The organism is Microbulbifer mixtoriginis (SeqCode) (assembly GCF_052466765.1).
The window spans coordinates 392596-411931 of the sequence record NZ_CP174289.1; the positions used below are offsets into that span (position 1 = coordinate 392596).

Here is a 19336-nt window from a genome sequence, read left to right on the forward strand (position 1 = left end):
CGTGATATTGCTAAGAGAGCTTAATATCTTTAATCTTTAAAAATAGATCTTCTACTTTTAACAAAGGTTGCTTATCCTTACCTTTGGCATAAAAAGAAATCGCAAAACGCAACTGACCGTCATAAATGTTTTCATTTCTTACCATACCATGCTGATGGATCCACTCACTGATGGTCTTACATAGTTCACAAACAAAACTTTGCTGATCCGAACAATAGGTGGTTGAACCAATATCCCAGTCGTCAGGAATCTTAAAAGAAAGGGGAAAAGACAGAGAAATTGGCAGTGTGACTTGCTCCAATGCAAAGTTATTCTGTAAGTTATACTGATAAGCACATTCAACAAGAATCGTCTGATTGCTACCATCCGGCAAGCCATTAAATATTACCTGAAATAAGGCTCGTAGATAAAAGGTCAATGGCTGTGGCGGTTCGTGCCCTGGAGACAGTAGAGCAATATTAATGAGGTCTGCATTATTTAATAACGGTGTTAAGGGGTTAACATACTTAACAAGGGGCGTTTGATAAATAAAGTCCGTATTCGTTAACGATTGAGAATGACTAAGCAAATTAAGATTACGGATAATCGATGCCCCAGCCCAAGCATTTTGCTGACGGAAAATATCCAGGCCAGCAAGACGAACCGTGCGTTGAGGATAAAGATTTCTATCCTCCCAGCTAAGGTATTTGTTCTGCGAATTTTTATAATAATACGCATTCGAACCGGTTGGCCCTGTGGTCGCGACCGGATGATAACCAGAACCTGGGATTTCAACCGTTGGCGTTGTGTAATCTGACTCTGTCAACGATTTAACAGTCACCTTTAAATTCCCCGCTGCGCCAGACTTGGGCTCAGGCTCCGAAATGCGGTACGAACAGCCCGTACTGCCAAAGGGGCCGGTTGCCCCGCCAGGGTTATACTCCCGCCAGCCCCCCCAAGCATTCGCCACCCGGCTAATCAAATACGCAAAAGCCTCCAGAGCCGTCGATGCTTGTTTGTATGCTGCATCCGTGGCACTTGTGTTAGTGTTAACTTGCGTTAGATTCGTCACAAACGCATGCTTAATCTCTGAGTAAGCACTGATAAATTGCGCAAGTGCAAGATCTAAGGGCGGCTCGTTCTGATACATATCACAGAAAGACGGCCCTGAACTTCCTGACACATTAAATAAGATTTGCGTATCAATGCTGTCCTGCGCCGCACTCACATCCTGGTAGGTATAGTCATAAGACCACTTTCTCATATCGTAAAGAAGTGCTGCTCCAGTCGCGCCTGTCGCCCCGGAAGGCAGCCCCGCCTGACGTATGATCGAAGGCGGTATCGGATAAGCCCGCAAGGGGATGGGAATTTCCACCTGGCCAATATGCGATTGAATCATTTCACTGCTGGCCCCTTGCGCTAAAGGCAGCACAAAGCTCAGCCACGAGGAGGCCTTGTAGCCATCCATCGCGGTCTTAGAGATTTGATGTTCGATATGACTGACCTGATAATCCAACGTCAAGTGCATGCTTTTATGTTCTGCCGCTTGCTTGGTATTAAACAGGTAGGTTAAATAGGATTGTTGATGGCCCAAGGGCACTTTTGCTGTCGACAGCGAATAGGCACTGACATGAGCCGCTTCTCCTGTTGCCCCTGTCGCGCCAAGCATTGCTGCCCGCATAGCAGCCTGCCTTCCCGCGGGCAACTCCAGCCGGTAACTCGCATGCGGCAGCATATTCCCAGCCCCACCACTAGCACCAGAAGGTTGTACCACCAAAGGCTTACCATACAGCTGGGGAGGATCCGTATCCGCAGAACCCGCAGGACCCGTAGTTGCTACCGTATGCTGCACAATCGCATCGATATCATAAGCGGCCGAGAGCTTAATCAGCAGCTCTTGCTTGAGCTTCTCTTGTGCCTGCTCGAGTGCACTGGGTTCTGGTTGGCAGCCCGAGATGATGGGCGAAATATCTTGAGCAATCGCCGAGGCCAAGGTTTTTTTACTATCCACTATCCTCTGGAATACATTCGGCCCTGTTGCGCCTGTCGCACCAGTGCCCCCCATGCTAATAATCCCCATGGGAATGGCATACTCTGGCGCAAGCACATCATCGATAGCGACTAAACACTGCTGTCCCCAAGTATCTAAGTCGATATCCGAAAAGGACTTTTGTTCTGGATGCGCGATGTCCAGTCCCGTACTGGCAATATAGCGATAGATATGCCCCTTAACGGAAAGCAAGCTCGTGGCCAAGGGACGAGGGGCATAGAAATATGGTGCCACCTGATCGGCTTTTTGCACCGCATAGCAGATCCCGCCACGACCCAGGCGCACCACCCAAACTTTTTTATTGCTTGATTCTGCGTCCACGTCATTTCGATCAATGCCCGTGGCAATCTTAAACAAGGTTGTATCGGGAATCTGATACGCGGCTTCAAAATCGCGCGCAAAGCCTTTCAGAGAGACCGGTCCAGTTGCGCCTGTCGCACCAAGTGAATCCACTTTCATCATGGGTTTGATGGGCGTAACAACCTTTGCCACACCCCCTGTTGAGCTCAAGCCACGATGCACTAAGGCCGGATCTCGGGCCATGGTGAGATCGACATCCAAGGGGAAAATACTGTCGGGGTTAGAAAGCACTACCGGATGACTAATCACAAAATCTGCCGGTGGTGAGGCAGTGACGCCCGCGATAATATTTTGCAAGTATTGGTACACGCTGTTAATAGGCCCAAGCAAGGTATCTTTCTCAATGGCGTGGGGCTGATACTCATCCAGAGAACTTGTCAGATACAACCCTGCACCGCCTTCGTCAGTAAGGCTCATGAGCTGATAACTCAGCTTGGTATAGGTTTCAGCATCAATAGCAGCATTATTCCGGTATGCCGTCACCCCTAAAGCTGTCGCACCATGCGATCCAGTAGAACCTGTTGGCCCGAGTTGATAACGCTGTGGCGAAAAAGAAAATGTAACATCCACATAGCCCGTCCCCCCCGTACTGCCAACGCTGTACTCACTGTTCAAGCTCGGGCATTGCGCCAAAGACACAAGAGGGTCGGAATAACGCAAGCCTTCCGACAAGGATCCCGGTGCCCCCGTGTCGGTGTTAATAGTATTACCAAACATATCCAACCAGCGCAGCCCTATCGCAGCGGTCGCGCCAACCCCTTGGTAAGGGTTATGCGCCGCATTCGGACCACTGGAACCCGTCGGTCCTGTTTGTGCGTATTTAAAAACAGGCACCACTTGATCATAGTGCCAGCTGGCAGTTGGCCCAGCCGTCGGCCCCGTTGAACATGGCCCCACGGGTAGCCCCGCATGGCTGCCCGTAAAGCCACCAGCCTCTTCCACGGTGTAACTCAGAAGATTGAATTGTTGTTGCAGGTATTGCTCTGGCCCAAGCGCAGCCGTCGCGCCCGTCGGACTCGAACTGACATTCGGCCGATGCAGTTGAAACCCGATGTTGCCAGGCGGCACCGTAGCAACGGAGGTCTCCCTGTTCGTGGCTTCTGCATATACCGTGGTCGTTGATCGATTGATGTGATCCCCAATAATCACACTATTGATAAAGTCAGGAATGCCGGCTTCAGCCACAGGCTTTTTATAGGTAATCACCAGCGAGATCTCAGCGCTACTGTCCTGATTAAAGAGCGTTTCCGGCAAGCCATGCTTACTGGACGTGTCGTAGTAGTAGAAATAATAACCACCGGAACGGACGATGCTGCCCTCCCAGAGGCATTTCACAAAATCCTCATGAGTATTGATGATGTTTCTATCAGCCATCAACGCCACACTATCCAAAGTACTGGCATAAATTGCCGGCCGCGTTGCTGTGGACAGGTTCGCTTGCAGCAGCAATGTTCGTGAATTTTCGGTGGTTTGAGACTGTAAGCCCACTGGCGCCTTGCCTGTCTCACTGGGGCCATACAGCACATGGATTTGATCAATGCTGTCGGGGTTAGCATTGCTATACCGAAGCAAACGTTCAAGCAGCACAATGCTGACATCATCCGCCCCGACCAAGTCATAGGTATAGGGCAAGGTGGCGGAATGCTGTGCCGCTTGCCGAGGCAGCTGCTGGAGTTTGACCGATAAAAACGAGGCCCACGCATAAGACGCAATAGTGCCCTGCTCCACAGGCGCGGTAGGGGATTCGTGCGTCATCGTTTTCAAACACAATTGTGCTTGGCCCAAACCCTCGGCCGGTGCTTGTAACAGACTCATCAAGGCATCAGGGAAAGGCCAAATCACCGGTTGCCGATTGTTGTGTCCATGCTCATCGCCACCATAAGTCAAAGCAATCTGCCCCGGATATTGCCAGGGGATCGCTCGACTGAAGCTAAACTGCTGCGGCGCCGACTGCACAATATCCATCGGTGTCGCAGACTGATCTAAGTTTAATGAGGCTTGCTGCACCTGCTGAATACGGTCAATATTCGCCTGTTCCAATTGAATATAAAGACTTCCCGTGGGACCTATGCCCCCTTTATCTCCCAACGTTAACCATGGCACCGCCTGGGTATTCTGGAGAATGAGCTTATCGCCCGCCGTGGCTCCGGTCAGTGAAAACTGTTGCCCCGACAGCTGATATAGGCCGCCGGTATCTTCACCGGCAAGAGGCCCCAACCCAGTGGCCCCACTCGCCCCTACATGGATGTTCTCGGTGATCGGCAAACGCAAACCATGCAACAAATATCGCGCCGCTAAACCCGCCTGGTTTTTAAAGGCATCCGCAGCTACAAGCGAATCCATGAGGTGTGATACAGGCAAGTATTCCAGCCCAGGGATCGTGAGCTGCTGCCCGGCCGTAAACAGCTCAACGTCCGCATTGGAATACGTCAGCTGCTCCGCTGAAATGCCATACCTGTTGGTAAGCGATTGGAAGCTTGCCCCCGTGCCACCGCTTAGTGTGAAGGGCGGAATCGTTAAGGGCATTAAGTCTGCCAACACGGCTCGATCCTGAAGACTATCCGCCACGTCAGCAACGCTTTTCCCTGTTGCCGCCGCAATCGTGAGCAGTGTGTCGGCGCTCGTCACACAGTGGCCCGTCGCTCCTGTGGGCCCTGTTGCCGATAACGGCACTATGGTCCCCGTCTTCACCAGCCCTTGAATATAAGCATTAGTCTGTGCCAGCCCAGATAAACTGGCAAAACCTGTGGGCCCTGTTAAACCAAAGTGTTGCGTAATACTGCGGAAGGTATCCTTATCCTTGATCTGGTACTTCAAATAGGGCACCGTCAATGCCTGTTCATTAAGAATCTCTTGCGCTTGCACGGCCGTGGCTAATTCCGCCACGGTGTAGGGCCTCGCCTGGCTGCTCAGTGCATGGGCAATATCCACTAAGGTGTCGTTCTGTTGCACCGTATATGTGGTGGGGCCTGTCGCACCAGTGCCCCCCGTTGGACCACTCAGCGTTGTGCCAGCGGTGATGATGCCAGGTAACAGTTCATTCACCTGGGCTAGTAAAGGCACCTCAACCTTGAAGCATTCACCAATGCTTTTCAGGCTTTGGGTGCCTGGCTGTGCCGCCGTACAGCCCGCAATACTCACAACCGCCTGAGCATCAAACACGGCCGTTTTATTATGACTGGCTAATAGCGCGGCGCTCACAGTATTTCCCGTGGACCCTGATGGTCCGGTCGTGCCATAGGCATTGAACTTCGCGACAATGCCACTCACACTTTTCGGGCCGCTGGCCCCCACCGTATATTGGTAGCGCTTAAGCGAGGTGAGCGCATCCTGCACGGAGGATTTGGCCATCAGCGCAAAGTAATCCTGAAAAATAAACTCCGCCAACGAAATATCGCCCATGCTATTTAGCACCAAATGCTCGTGGGGCGGCTGATGGCTGTTTTGCCCTTCCAGCGTGTTTTGGTAGTTCACAGAAAGCGCATTAAAGTAATTTCTGATGTCCTGTTGGTAGGCTTTGGCACAAAGACTGTAACAGTCAAAATCCACCCGTGAATAGATGGGCCCCGGAGCGGTACTGCCTGTCGGGCCTGGCATACCTGTTGGGCCTGCCCCCGTTGCCCCTGTTGAGCCCGTGCACCCGGTAGGCCCAGTCGGGCTGACATAACTATCCGGCCCTTGTCGGATAAGCGACAAGGCTGGCGGCATGGGGAAAACGCTGGCCTGAATTTTTTTGGCCTGACCTTGTGGTGGCGCCAAGATCGAGATCGTAAAGGCTTCCGCTAAAAAGCTGGCAATATCGTGATACGTAATAGGCGTGGTGCTCATGTTATTGAGCGTGTGGGCAAGCTGCTGCAACTCCGCCAGGCTCACCACTTGGTTAAGCGCTTGATGGTGTTGACCCGTTAGCGAGCTAATGACCCAGGGCAAGACCTGTTTCGCCAGGGTTTCATAGGAGGCAAGATCAATGTACAGCATGCCAACATACTGCGGCACGCGCGCATGGCTGCCTTTTTCTGAGGCCACAGTCAGGTGGGGCATAAAGTAAACACGGAGGGGCGCTTTGCTGGCAACAGATAGCGGCTGAAAAACCAATGGTGTCAGCGACATCGGTGGCCTTGCCATTTCATCCAAGGCCTCAAGCAAGTGAGGCCGCGCTTCCAACGCACTCACGCCATGATAAGCACTATCATACCAAGGCGCCTGGGACACACGATCATGCCCAATGGTAAAGGTTTCGCTGATATGCGTTGAAAATGAAAGGTGTATGTGGATGGTAAATAAGCCGAGATCAACCCCCACTGTTAGCGAGACTCGGACACCCGCATCCAGCGCAATGGGTATTGCTTTGTAAGATTCCAGCGTAATCCGCGCAGAGGCATAGACCGTCACATTCACACTGGCATTAATAATGGCAAAACTCACTTCACCGTAGAGCTTACCGACAATGGCCACCGTACCCTGCAACTGATAACAATGCTCACCCTGGCCCGGATTACCAGGGTTCGGGTTATAAAAACCAATAACACCTTCGACCATGCCCACAACCGTGACACTCAATCCCGCCTTGAGAATGCCTTTGTTGACACTTTTCCCTAGACCCAATTGCACAGCAATGCCAAAGGTAATCACCGGGTCAAACGTCCCTTTACTTGTGACGGGCACCTGCTTAGAGGTCTGACCATCCAATACCGCAAAATAGAAACCACCAGAGCCAGTAAAGGGAAAGGCCTGAAGCGTGAACGAGCGCGAAAAATTCGTCAGGCTCGCAGGAAAGCCCACATTGACCTTGAAGTTGCCGTTGGTATAGATGGATATATCAATCACCGGCAAGGTAATGGAGACCGCCCCAAATTGTAGCTGTCGTATGGCCTGGGGTAAGGTCAGCTCAATCTGGTAGAGGCCAATTGTATCCGTGACTTTTTTGTACAAAATTTCAAACTTCAGCCCAGCCAACGATTTAGCACGCTTGCCACTGAGTTCGATAAGCAGACCATACAAATTCGGGTCATTAAAAATCACACTCATGGCCACCGTGTCCATGGCCTTAAACTGTGTGCCAATCAGCCAATCACTGTTGGCATCAAAGCGCAGCTGATGTTGCTGCGGAGTGCCACTGATGGGCACATGGTTAGGGCCGGTCGGCGCCGTAAATGCCTGCTTAAGGTAGGTGGTGGCCTCCCCCACAGAGTCAATCGAGGGAACACCTGTTAATGCAACACGCTGCCCCAACCCAAGGTATTGCAGGTCAAATAGTTGATTGCCTTTGCCTGGCACCGTTGGCAGGTCGGTCACATCCTGGCCCTTGCCAAACAGGTTTTTGCCCTTCTCGCCTTCGCTGCCACCGCTTTGAGAAATTGCCAGAGACGAACCATCAATGGCCAGCAACACCTTTTTGTGTTGATTGCGCGTCAGTGAAAAGCCATTGATCGTCACGAAGGGTGTGCTGATAGGACTCGGTAAGGTGTAGTGTACGGTAATGGCCTTGGTATTGAGATTTAAACTCAGTTGGAAACCGTTTAGGCTAATCTCATTGAGTAAATCCCAAGGTTGGTCCAATTGAAAATTGGGATAACCAACCGTTTTCATCAAGGCCACAATGATGCTGCCGAAACTCCATTGGGAAATTTGGAAGGTCACAAGTCCATTATCATAGCTTGCGGTAAAACCTTCCCAAGTCACCGAGAGGTCTTCATTACCCTGGCTAAAGCTATAACTGAGCGTAACAGGCGCCTTAATATAGGGTAATGTTGCATTAGCGGAAATGGCGCCGGAAAGTTCCTGGCCACTTGGTAGATTACCATTATATTTCAAGTTGAGACTGGCTTCGATATCCAGCTCGGTATCACGTCCACCAGAATGACCAAACAGATTAAAACGCCAATCAATGATAGTGGTTACACTGTAGCTGGCTTTTTGGCTTCCGCTAGGCACAGTTGCGTCTATACCTATGTGCTTAAATATTAAGTCTGGTTTTAAGAAATCAGGTAACGAATAGCCGCCAGTAAAAAAATGATCAATAAGCGCTTTGATGCTGATGGGCTGTAAGGTCTGTGTGCTGAATTGCCATGTTTCAGAGCTACCATCATAAACAGCTGACACAACCATACCGAAAGTGGAGATGTAAAGCATGCCTCGGATGGAACCGGAATAGCTCTTGGCACCTTGACCTATGACAGGGTAGCTTACCTGCAGAGATACAGACACTTGCTGAAGTTTTATAACACTATTACCCATGATATCTAAATGAGCATTTCCTTCCGCAGAAAGGGCATAGTGTTTCTGACGAGTATTCATCAGCAACTCAAACTCGGTGAATGCTATATCAAAGTTCTGTGATGGAATCTTTATGAGTCCAGAAGTGATGTGCTCAACCAAGTTATCGAAGCTTACCGACTGGCCACTGGCGGCTACGAAACTGCCAGCAATTGTCAGGTCGCTGGTAATAACAACATCAAACTTGCCAGGGAAGATATCAGGAAAAAAATCGAATGTGGTTTCAAAACGTACCAACATTCTATTGTGCTTCTTCTTAATAGGTCCGTGAATCCTCCAATTCACATCGAAGCTATCAATAGTGAATTCATCAAATATTTTCCATTGTTTCTCCGGATTAGACCCAACAGTAGTGCTGAGGTAACCAATGCTGGGAGTGGCTCCCAGATTGATTGACGCCATAAAAGATTGGAAGTCAATATTACCAAGAAATTGCTGCAACTCCGCAGGAATCACTCTGCTCCAGCTCTGTCCGGCCATAAGGTTAAATATATCTTCGAGAGATAATGGATCAGAGGGTTCACTGGTAATGCCAAAATTAAATTGATGAAATTTATCTAGAATTTGAGTTTTAAAGTCTAATGTGTGGTTACCCACTGTTAACTTCATGCCAAAATAAAGTACGGGTGGCGTCTGAATATAATCTTTTGGTTGTGGACCATAAACAACGTTAGTTATTTCTACACCAAGATAAGGCTCTTTGACTGAGAAGAAGAAAAGATGGGGAGGTACTTTGAGCTTTGCCTTTATGTTGAGCTCAGGCAAAAGCGTGTTATTGGTTTGAGAATAAAAGGTTGTTAGTGTTAACACACCATAACAAACAAGTCCTGAACCCAGACTTTCTTTAAAGAAAGGCCTAAGATAAGTTAGCACTTCTGGGCAAGCTAACGAAGCAGCAAAATTCAAACCGCACTCAAGAAAAATGTGCTCTGCATTCCATTTAAATGCAGTCTTATTAGTCCAACTAGAAAACACCAGTGATGGTGTAGTAAAAGTTAAGACGTTAAACGGGTAACCTTGCATATATTGAAAGCTATCACTTAGCTTCCAAGGTGCAGGTTCCAATAGGATGATTAATTCGAGAATGGTTTCATTTTGGGTGAAAACCAATTTGGCTGGGCTACGGTTAATACTGAGACTCGTGACAGTAATTTGTGCTCCCGTTAGAGTTACTGCCTCACTCGTTTTCACCACGTTTATAGCCTGTGGTAGATCCACAAATAGGCCGTTCGAAACGTTAAAGGCGTCATGCAGCCATTGATTAAGCTCTGTTGGAGGCGTCAGTATCGGATGAGATGTTTGGGTATTATTGAGCGTCATCAAATCGAGATTGATGCTGCCACCCTTATTGTTATCAAGCCAAGTTTGGACGTCTGTCAAGCTCATTTAAATATCAAGAATTAGGGCTATATGGTCGCTAGTGCTGGCAACACGACCATAGTTATTCCAGCCTATAAAATGCCTGCGATCATTATCTGTTCCTATTGTTGTGGGCGGTATAATTGGCGGCGGCGGAGTATAGCCTGGCGGATAAAACCCACCGGGTGGAATCGCAGCCGGTAATGGAGGCCCTGGAGGTAACGGCAGTGCGGGATTTGCCGCCGCTGGCCCGTCCGCCATAGCCACGTTGTATTGATAATGCCCGATCGGACAGTTAGCGGCGGCGGGTATAGCTCCCCTGTTATAGGGTGTTCCAGTGACTCGATTGACGATGGTTATATTAGCTGGTGCACCCGCAGCCGCAGCCGCACCGTATTTTGTAAAGACGTTATCAATGGCATCATAGCGCCCCCTCATACCTGTTCCCGCATATCCGTATGCAGGATAACCCACCGCATTTGCGGGTAGGGGAGTTACCTTCGGCTGGTTCCAGGGGGTTGGGTCACCAGGAGAAGTATTAGAGGCTGACCGTGAGCGCGATATCATATGAGTAAAGAAATAACCTTGCTCTGTATTGTTATAAACTACTCCCGGTGTAGGTCGAATATGTTGAGTGTAGCCTAACCCCGCAGGTACTCCGCCAATAGGATTGATTAGTGGTCCGTAAGCTTGATCAGCACGATTATGTGGAGCGACATTAAATACACTGACATTAAAGTCGCCAACAATAACGTTAACTTGATTGGCTGCTAAGGGAGCTTGTATTTCTTGAATAGTTGCCAATGCTTGAGTGCCAGCAACAGAGTCAGGAATTATGCCCGGTGCAACGGGGTCCTGCCCAGGTCGAGCATGAAAGGAAAATAAATTAATAATCCGTCCACCAGCCACAGTTAGATCAATAAATTTTGTTAAAAATGGACTTCTGTCTCCGGCATTTGGAAAATTAATTGGCACCGCTGGAGGAGCCCCTACTGCTACCGGATGGAAAAACTGAAACTGTCCCGCCAATTGATTTTCTGTGACGCCAGCAGGGGCTCCGAAGCCAGGGGCTAACAAGCGATTGGGAAGACAATCTTCTGAAAGAGGCGGTAACACAGGAGGGACGGCTCCAGGCACGGGGGCGGCGATTGGCCCGACTGGAAAGCCAGAAGGTGGAGGGAAACTTCCCCATGGATCTCCGTAGTAGCCAGCAGCTGCTGGCGCAGGTTGTGCTGGTCCCACTGATGGGGCTCCTACAACAGGTGCGGGCCAGACATAAGGCCCGATAAATTGCAGTTTTGTAGCGTTGTAATATACGGCAATCCCTTCTGCCACCCCACCAAGCCCTGAAATAAGGGGCGGGACTAGGCACCAAGCTTCATTATTTGCGTTTAAGGCCGGTGTTACTTTTAATACGTCTAATAGACTAGCGGCAGAAGCATCATAAACCGTCTGCCCTTCAGCAAGGCCATTCATCCCTCTTTGAACCTCTACCATTACAAAAATATCTGGAACTATTGCTAGTCCAGCTGGTACCACGCCATCGGTTAAATTACTAATGAGATGTTGTAGCCGTTGTTGAGCGGCTTGATAGGCCCTTAGACCTCCTCTTCCTTGCGGACCATCATCTCTTCCAGATTTTCTGCTATCAGTGAAAAATCGCTCGTAACCAAAATTATTGACATTCCAGTACATGATTTTTATTGCCATAATCTCAATTCCTGGATAATGAAATCTGGTTCAATTGAGTATGTTAGCCGTCTCATTTCTGATACGCCCCATACCACCCCAAACTTCCTGGCTTCGCGCCAGGCTCGGGGTTGCCAAAAAGAAAAAAATCAATCTGCGCACTCGGCGGAATTTTCACCCCCAGAAATTTGAGCGCAATCTGATTCAGTTTGAGCAAATACGCATGCGTCTCTGGTGTGACAAGGAATTCAATTTGATTAATGTCCACCTTTAACACCCCTTCCAAGTCGAGAAATTTGCTTTGCAACGTCACCCCCGGCAAGGATAAAACCGCTGCGGCCTTGTAGAAGCTTTGGCCCGAGCCGCCCAGAAAGGTAGTACCAGGACTCCACTGTGCCACCAACTTGCCGGTGAACCCGCCCTTGGCAGCCAAGGCTCCCGGGGAGCCGAAATCAATGTCAAAGACCAAGCCATACCATTCGCTATCCAGGGTCTGCGCCGACATGGACGGCACCGCAATCGGTAAAAAGCCTTGAGCAAAGGCCGAGTCCTGCTGACTGCCTTGGATAAGACCACTCACCTGGAGAGGAAAATGCCGATACAAACTGTCGGGTCGCATACTGCTTTGTCCCAGGTCAAAGGCGGTGTGCCGCACGTCGAGGGCAAAGGTTTTCTCACTGGGATTTAGTAAAGGAAAGTTAAGGTCAATATTAAGATTGGAGAAACACAAGCCGACTTCACTATCAGCCGCTAATTGCCCCGGCTGACTGCCAAAGGAAAACAAATCAAAACCCTGCGCTGCTGTGCTTCCGGTCGCGCCCGTGGCCCCTGTGCTGCCGCTCGGCCCTGTCACCCCGGCGCCCAAGGGGCCGAAGTTAAGATAGCCCCACAGGGAGAACACTGAATTCACCTGGGCCGCTGTGGCCCCAGTTGCACCACTCTGGTGGGGTTTCAAGGTGCTGAAATTTGCCTTTAACAGTTCCACCACTTGCAGCACATTGCCCGCCAGATAAAACTTGGTGTCTCCAGATTCTGTAAAGGTATAAGTGGGGTGCCCATTGTGATCTTCAAAGTTGCCGGTTAACACGATGGATTTTCCGGGTGCCGGATAGCCGCCACTGGTAATTTTGGTGACCTCATCACCGAAGAGCTTTTGAATGGTGAGCTGAATGGTGCTGGCAAAACTGGTGATGCGAGAGTTTTTAAACAGCACCTTAAGTGTTAGCACATTGAAGCCAAAGCTCGCCTGTGGCCCAATTCCTACAGCATTGGGATTCGGGTCCACATAGTTAATCAAAGCAAATAGGGAACTCTTATCACTTAGACTGAGTCGTCCATTGCTATGTTGAGGATGATTGACATTCACCCCAAGGTGGTGAGCATTAAACAAGCTCAGGTCCATACCCGCTAATAAGCCCTGAAGCTGCTGAGGAAAATCCTGCAAGCTGATGCCCAACTTAAGCCCAAGCACACCATTCCACTCAGGGTCGGTGACAATATGTTTGAAATTTTCAAAGTCCGTGTCGGTTTCGGCCTGCGCGACGCCGTCTTTAATATATTGGATCAACCAATTGGACAAACTGGCAAGATCGCCAACGCCATCGGCATTGAAGACACCCGGCGACGTCCAAGAGGCCACATTTCGGACGCGCTCCAGCACAGAACCCTTACAAAATTTGAAAATGAGGATGTTGCTGTAGTTACCAGGCGTATTATCTGAGCCCACATTGAACTGGAAGGGCCAACCTTCAATGGAAATAAGGTTATCAAAAGTGGCATTAGGGCCAGTGGCACCTGTCGGGGAAAGTGTGCCTAATGTGTCATTTTTCGTAATGACCAAGAACTGTTCGTTAGTTTGCAGGGCAGACTGCAAGGCCGAGCTCACGTTCAGAAACTGAAGGTGCCTGCCCTGGTTCTGGCAGAGGATCATCTGTGCCCAGGTGGCATTGCTGGTGTCCACTTCCACAAAGAACCCTTGGGGCGTCACGCTGGGCACGACGCTCCCTCCTAGGCTCAGGTCTCGAATGCCCGACAAGGCATGCTGGGGACCCGTGCTACCGGTGGGGCCGGGTGAGGCGGCAATCGCCTGTTTACGGGTGGGGTTAAGTATCTGTAACTCAAAGTCGCGAAGCGTGTGAGATGGCGCAGTGGCACCCGAGGGGCCCATGCTGCCCGTCGGGCCAAAAAAAGGCGAAAGATTATTTTGATCAACTCCCGCATAAGGCACCAAGGGGAAGGCTCGAGGCCCTGGACCCGTGGCGCCCGTCCCGCCAACAGCACCCCCAACCGCAGTGAAATACGCCGAGGGTGTGGGAAAAATGTCGAGAAGCCGTGACGGCCCTGTCGCCCCGCTGCGAAATAAGGGCGCTTTTTGGGGCTGCGAGTAATACTTGGGCACATCGCTATGCGGCGCACCGGCAGAGGCCGGGCCAATACTTAGCCAGGCGGTTTTTTGCGTATCGGTTATCAAAGCGGAAGACGAACCGCCATAACCCTCCCCTGTTACCACCGGAAAGGTTGGGGCAAAGGCCGGTTGATGGGGGTGAAAGGTGAGAATATCACCAGGCCTAAAGCCAATATACTCCGTTCCCGATAGCCCCCCCAATAAATAATGTGTTCCAGTACTGCCGGAAGATAATGCTAGTGCATAGTCCCCCGATGGGGTTAAATAGGGCGGGCCGCTTGGCGAGTTTTCCAACACGAAAGTGCCAGGGTTAAGGCCTTCTAACACCGGCTGCAAGGAAATCCGCTCACCATAAATGGTTCTAAAAAAGGTCGTAAATCCAGCGCCCTGCCCCACCATCGGCGTGATGGAGGCTCTAGCATCTGGGCCACCGGTGGTCGACACGCGAAAGGGGCCACCCGCAAACGTAAAGCGTGTGTTAGCGGAATTGAGCGGGTCCCAACTGGTATTGAACAAAAGCTTGATAGAACTCTCGCCGGTATCCCCCCCAAGATCCATCAGCGGATACGCCTGTGCCTGGGTTACCTGGTCAACACGTGTGTAATACTTGAAGCCAATAAAATTGCTGGGGCCTGATGCCTGCTCACGAGCAAAACCACTGGGCGCCATCAGCACGGGGTATTGCAATCGCCCTCGTTGCGCACCGTGCAGAGGTAGGTGAATACAATGCTCGGCCCTGATGGGAGGGAAGCCCTCATTAAGCGGGTAACTGATTAAAAAGCCATTGGCATGCACACTGCCAATCAATCCATCCACGGCTAACTGGGGTTGAAAACCCGACTTCAGTAAAGTGCCATAGTGGTCCTGATACGTCATCAAGAGATCACTGGCGATCAGGCCATCAGCATTAATCTTCAGGGTATAAGTCAGTGTTAGGGAAGCACCTATTTTACTGAATACTCCCCATACAAATGAACTGTGCTCAGGGGCCGTTTTTAATTGATGACGTAGCGCACTTTCCAGAACATCAAGGTCACCCACCTCTGGCTGCTGTGTTAAAAAAATATAATAGCCTTGATGAGTGCTCCAAGATTCTTGAAGGGACAGGGCTGATGTGTGAGCCGATGCCTCGGGCAAGAAATACACCAAGCCACCGCTGCCATGCACTGACGGGGTAAAAAGCCTGGTCGTGCTCTGGATAAATGAGAAATTTCTCATGCCGGTTTATTTTTTCCCTGTTTCCCCAATGCTTTTACAATCTTTTTTATCTCGGCCTTGAGGGTGCGATTGTCTTTTTTCAGTGCTGCAATTTCAGCCTTTAATTCAGAGACAGTGTTTTTTTGTTGTTGGCTGAGCTCTTTGATCCCTTCGGCGAGCACAGGGATAAGCTCGTTGTACGCAATCCCTAAATAGCCATCATGTTTGAGGACCATATCCGGAAAAACTTTTTTGAGATCTTGTGCAATAAAACCGTATTCTCGCCTCATAGGAGCATTATCTCTTTCTTCCCGCTCGCGGATTCTCTTCTCTTTGTCATGAGCACGATGTGCTTCCCGTTGAAGTCTAAGCGCTTCGTAATGCTCTTTTCTGAGAGCTTTATTATTCGTTCTTTCTTCCGGGCTTAAACTCTTCTGTTTTTCCAGGGAAACAGTTTCTTTTTCAAGTTTTCTCTCCTTTGCCAGAATAAGTTTTTCCAACTTTTCCTCTTGTTTCTGTATCTCCTCTTCGCCCATCTCGGGTAAATTTCTAACATAGGAAACACCCTGCAGTCGTGTTAGTTTTTCAACTGCAGATCCCTGCCAATCTTGAATATCTTGTTTAAACTTTTCATCGCTGCTGTGGATAAATGCACCATTAATAATGACGGAAGGCGAAGGGGAAAACGAGCCACCAATTAAAGGGAGATTATTGGATAATTTACCAATATAAAGTTGGTTGCTAGTACTACCCGTAGAACCAAAACCCGCCCGATATCCCAAAGCCACGTTGTTAGATCCGGTATCGTTATTAGATAGCGCTTGAAACCCATTTGCTACATTGTTGGCCCCAGCGGTATTACTCTGCAACGCATCGTAACCGATTCCGCAGTTACCGCTATAATTGTTGTTTGCAAGAGCACGAAATCCAAGCGCTGTATTAAAGGATCCTGAACTATTATTCTGTAAGACATATGGGCCGACACCTACATTAAAATATCGGGAGCCGCCTGTTGGACTATTATTCTGGCCTGCATTAGAGCCAAGAAAAAGAGAAGCATTTATTGCTCTGGCATCGGTGAGATCATTGAGGCTTAGTGTACCGTGATACGAACCGGTTACGCCTGGATTTCCTGTTACCCCTTGAGGGCCTGTATGACCCGTTGCGCCGGTGACTCCTGAATTGCCTGTTACCCCTTGAGGACCAGTATGACCCGTTGCACCGGTGACGCCTGGATTGCCTGTTACTCCCCGAGGACCGGTATGACCCGTTACGCCGGTGACGCCTGGATTACCTGTTACTCCCCGAGGGCCGGTATGACCCGTTGCACCTGTGATTCCCTGGACACCCGTCATTCCTCTAGGTCCGGTCAGCCCATTCAAAACCATGTAATTCCAAATCGCACCAGGGTAGCCGGTTGGCCCAATGTAGCCTCGCTCGCCGGTAGCCCCTGTCGCACCTCGAACCCCTGTAGCCCCTGTCGAGCCTCGCACCCCGGTAGGACCTGTTGCACCACGAGCACCGGTGGGACCTGTTGGCCCGGGCTGGCCGGTAGCTCCTGTGATCCCTATTGGACCCGAAGGGCCAGTGCTTCCACCAGAGAAAAATGCTTTGTTTTTCGTTGGATCCATAAATTTTTACGAGCCTAAGAATATAAAGTCAAAACTATACTTGTAGATAACCCGGTGAGATTTACGTGAGTAGAATTCCCCTGTAACAATTTACAAGCACAACTCGCCGTGGTTTATAGACAAGCCTGATCGACTATTATTGAGCAAATTGATTAATCATTAGGTAAACCCCCGGATATGCCGGGGGACTCTCAGAGGTTTGACCGAGGCTTCGGTCGCAATACCCTTTAGTTTCGACCAAGAAACTAGAGGTAAATCAATGAGAGATTATAAGAGTTTGGCGCATACGCGATGGGACTGTAAATATCATATTGTATTTATCCCGAAGCGGCGCCGAAAAATTATATATGGGCATATACGTCGTCACCTTGGCGAGGTGTTTCATGAGCTGGCTAGACGAAGGGGATTAAAATAGAGGAGGGGCACCTAATGGTTGATCATGTGCATATGTGTTTGAGTGTGCCCCCAAGTACTCAGTGTCCAACGCTGTTGGGTATTTAAAGGGTTAAAGTGCCATAGCAATAGCGCGTCGATTTAAAGGTCGGCAGAAAAATCTTACTGGGGAGAACTTTTGGGCAAGAGGCTATTTTGTATCCACGGTTGGCCTTGATGAAACAATGATAAGAGAATATATCCGACATCAGGAAGCTGATGATGCCCGAAGGGATCAACTGGACTCGGATGTATAGCGCCTTGGGCGCAAAGTAAGCCCTTTTAGGGTGTAATCAAATAAGCTCCCGGCTATGCCGGGAGTCAGTTAACTTAAGTATCGCTATCGGCTTCCTGCGGATCACCCCAGCCGAAAATTACTTCAATGTGTTTTCCGTCACTGCGTACAGTGTTAGTAGGGTTGTAATCCATCGTCCACTTGTTAATAAGATTTTTTGATCCTCTGGCACCAAAATTAATTGGATGGCTCGTAGATGTCGCATTAACAAAAATGTAATTATCTCCTGTGCTTTCAGTAGTAATATTCCCCCATATAAGTTTCGTAGTAGAGTAAGCTGTTATGCCTGCTTCTATCTGGCTAACTGTTGTTGGGTCTTGGGCATCACACGCGCCAACTCTCAAGTCTACATACTGAGAAAGAGGCGGCGGAGGGGTAACACCACGCGGATTTGTATTGACGGTGCAAAGAACAGTTAACGTATCGCCCTCTACCCAACCACCCGCTGCTGTATGTAAAGGATTTTGAGGAAACCAGTTAACACTATCATGCATACTCCCACTATAACAATTTCCAGTTTGTGTTATGGCACCCGGATATAACGTTAATTGGTAATCAGTTGACATGCTAAACACCTTCTATATGATTTTTAGTGAAAAATCTGAATTTGGCACTGAAACTTGTCGAGCTCAGCTGCCTTAATGGCACTCTATTTAGTTTGGCTCTTAGGAAAAATTCATTCTTCCGCATTAATGGGGTGGCTTAAGATAAACTCGGCCATGGGCCCGAGCAATCCTCGCCCCCGTTTTCTGATGTTGTGAGCCAAAAGCAAGATACGCAGGCAGCTTTTCCTGTGATATCCCCCTGTGGGGCCGTAGCCACGAACGGAGCAAAGACCAGAAACCTTCCATCGTATTCACGTGAACCTCACAAAATCCGTCACCATCTTCATCCCTGGCATATTCACCTGTCGAGTGACAAACAGAACGACGCTCATATCCCCACTCATTCAGCTTGCTATATATATCGTATTCATCCGTATACGTGATTGCCCCCTGGGTAACGTATTTTTCTATGAGGGGCGAATTGTCTGTTGCTGAACATTCTCCAGCATACGAATAACAACCTCCCCCCCTCTGGATCATGCCTAGAATTGGCGGCTTTTCCTTTTCCAGTGTACCCTGGCCACGGGCGCCTCTTAGCCGCCGCCTGCGGGGCTTTCGGCCCTTCTTTTACCGACTCCGGATGACCTTTATGCCCTGAAACCACGTAAACCTCATCAAATTCTACTTCCCCGGATAATGTCGTCTCAGGTCGATTCTTTTGTATCTCTGTTCGTATTTGCTCTGTCATGGTTTGAGCTGTTTTTTCGCTGATGCCGAGTTCCTGGGAGATTTGCCGATTAGAGATATTAAGCCCCATCAAGTACAGGCAGCACATCCAGAATTTCAGTGGCAATTTACTGGATTGAGGTCTGGACCAGATTCGTGTAAAAAATTCCACGAATGTCAGTTATCTCATTGATTTTAAAAGAATCGACAATTCGCTACAGATCGCGCATTTAACGCAAGGCTTCCTCGCGTTAAAATCAACGAATTAAGCCCTGTTATTAAAACCTTTCGCAACAATCTTGTTCAGACCTCTACTTAAAGTCAAGTTAGGATCTTAAATCAGAACCTTCTAAGGACTCTGATTGATATGATATTGCTTCCTAGATTCCCATA

5 protein-coding genes and 2 pseudogenes are annotated in these 19336 nt (G+C 49.3%); 1 reads left to right on the plus strand and 6 read right to left on the minus strand.

From position 1 onward, the window contains the following. Positions 1 to 10: 10 nt before the first annotated feature. From ACJJIV_RS01650 to ACJJIV_RS01665, 4 genes are all read right to left on the minus strand, one after another. Entirely contained in the window at positions 11 to 10051 is a 10041-nt protein-coding gene (locus ACJJIV_RS01650) for a hypothetical protein (RefSeq protein WP_444890505.1), read from the minus strand. Next, on the minus strand, positions 10052 to 11734 hold the full coding sequence (locus ACJJIV_RS01655; RefSeq protein ID WP_444890506.1) for a hypothetical protein: 1683 nt from the start codon (positions 11732 to 11734) through the stop codon (positions 10052 to 10054). 52 nt (positions 11735 to 11786) lie between these two features. Next, on the minus strand, positions 11787 to 15158 hold the full coding sequence (locus tag ACJJIV_RS01660; protein ID WP_444890507.1) for a hypothetical protein: 3372 nt from the start codon (positions 15156 to 15158) through the stop codon (positions 11787 to 11789). Between the two features lie 173 nt (positions 15159 to 15331). After that, positions 15332 to 16669 (minus strand): tail fiber domain-containing protein, encoded by a 1338-nt coding sequence (locus ACJJIV_RS01665; protein ID WP_444890508.1) that lies wholly within the window; start codon positions 16667 to 16669, stop codon positions 15332 to 15334. A 535-nt stretch (positions 16670 to 17204) separates the two neighbouring features. On the opposite strand from ACJJIV_RS01665, the pseudogene tnpA reads away from it, so the two are divergent. Next, positions 17205 to 17634, plus strand: a pseudogene (gene tnpA / locus ACJJIV_RS01670) (IS200/IS605 family transposase). Positions 17635 to 17707: 73 nt separating this feature from the next. Here the strand turns inward: tnpA and ACJJIV_RS01675 are convergent. Together ACJJIV_RS01675 and ACJJIV_RS01680 are read right to left on the minus strand one after the other, a co-directional pair. After that, on the minus strand, positions 17708 to 18238 hold the full coding sequence (locus ACJJIV_RS01675; protein ID WP_444890509.1) for a hypothetical protein: 531 nt from the start codon (positions 18236 to 18238) through the stop codon (positions 17708 to 17710). A 123-nt stretch (positions 18239 to 18361) separates the two neighbouring features. Then, a pseudogene (locus ACJJIV_RS01680) lies at positions 18362 to 18826 on the minus strand (transposase); the annotation flags it as partial. Positions 18827 to 19336 lie beyond the last annotated feature (510 nt).

Coding starts and splice junctions, on each gene's coding strand:
- ACJJIV_RS01675 (WP_444890509.1), bottom strand. CDS start 18,238: ATGTCAACTGATTACCAATTAACGTTATATCCGGGTGCCATAACACAA.
- ACJJIV_RS01655 (WP_444890506.1), bottom strand. CDS start 11,734: ATGGCAATAAAAATCATGTACTGGAATGTCAATAATTTTGGTTACGAG.
- ACJJIV_RS01665 (WP_444890508.1), bottom strand. CDS start 16,669: ATGACGGGTGTCCAGGGAATCACAGGTGCAACGGGTCATACCGGCCCT.
- ACJJIV_RS01650 (WP_444890505.1), bottom strand. CDS start 10,051: ATGAGCTTGACAGACGTCCAAACTTGGCTTGATAACAATAAGGGTGGC.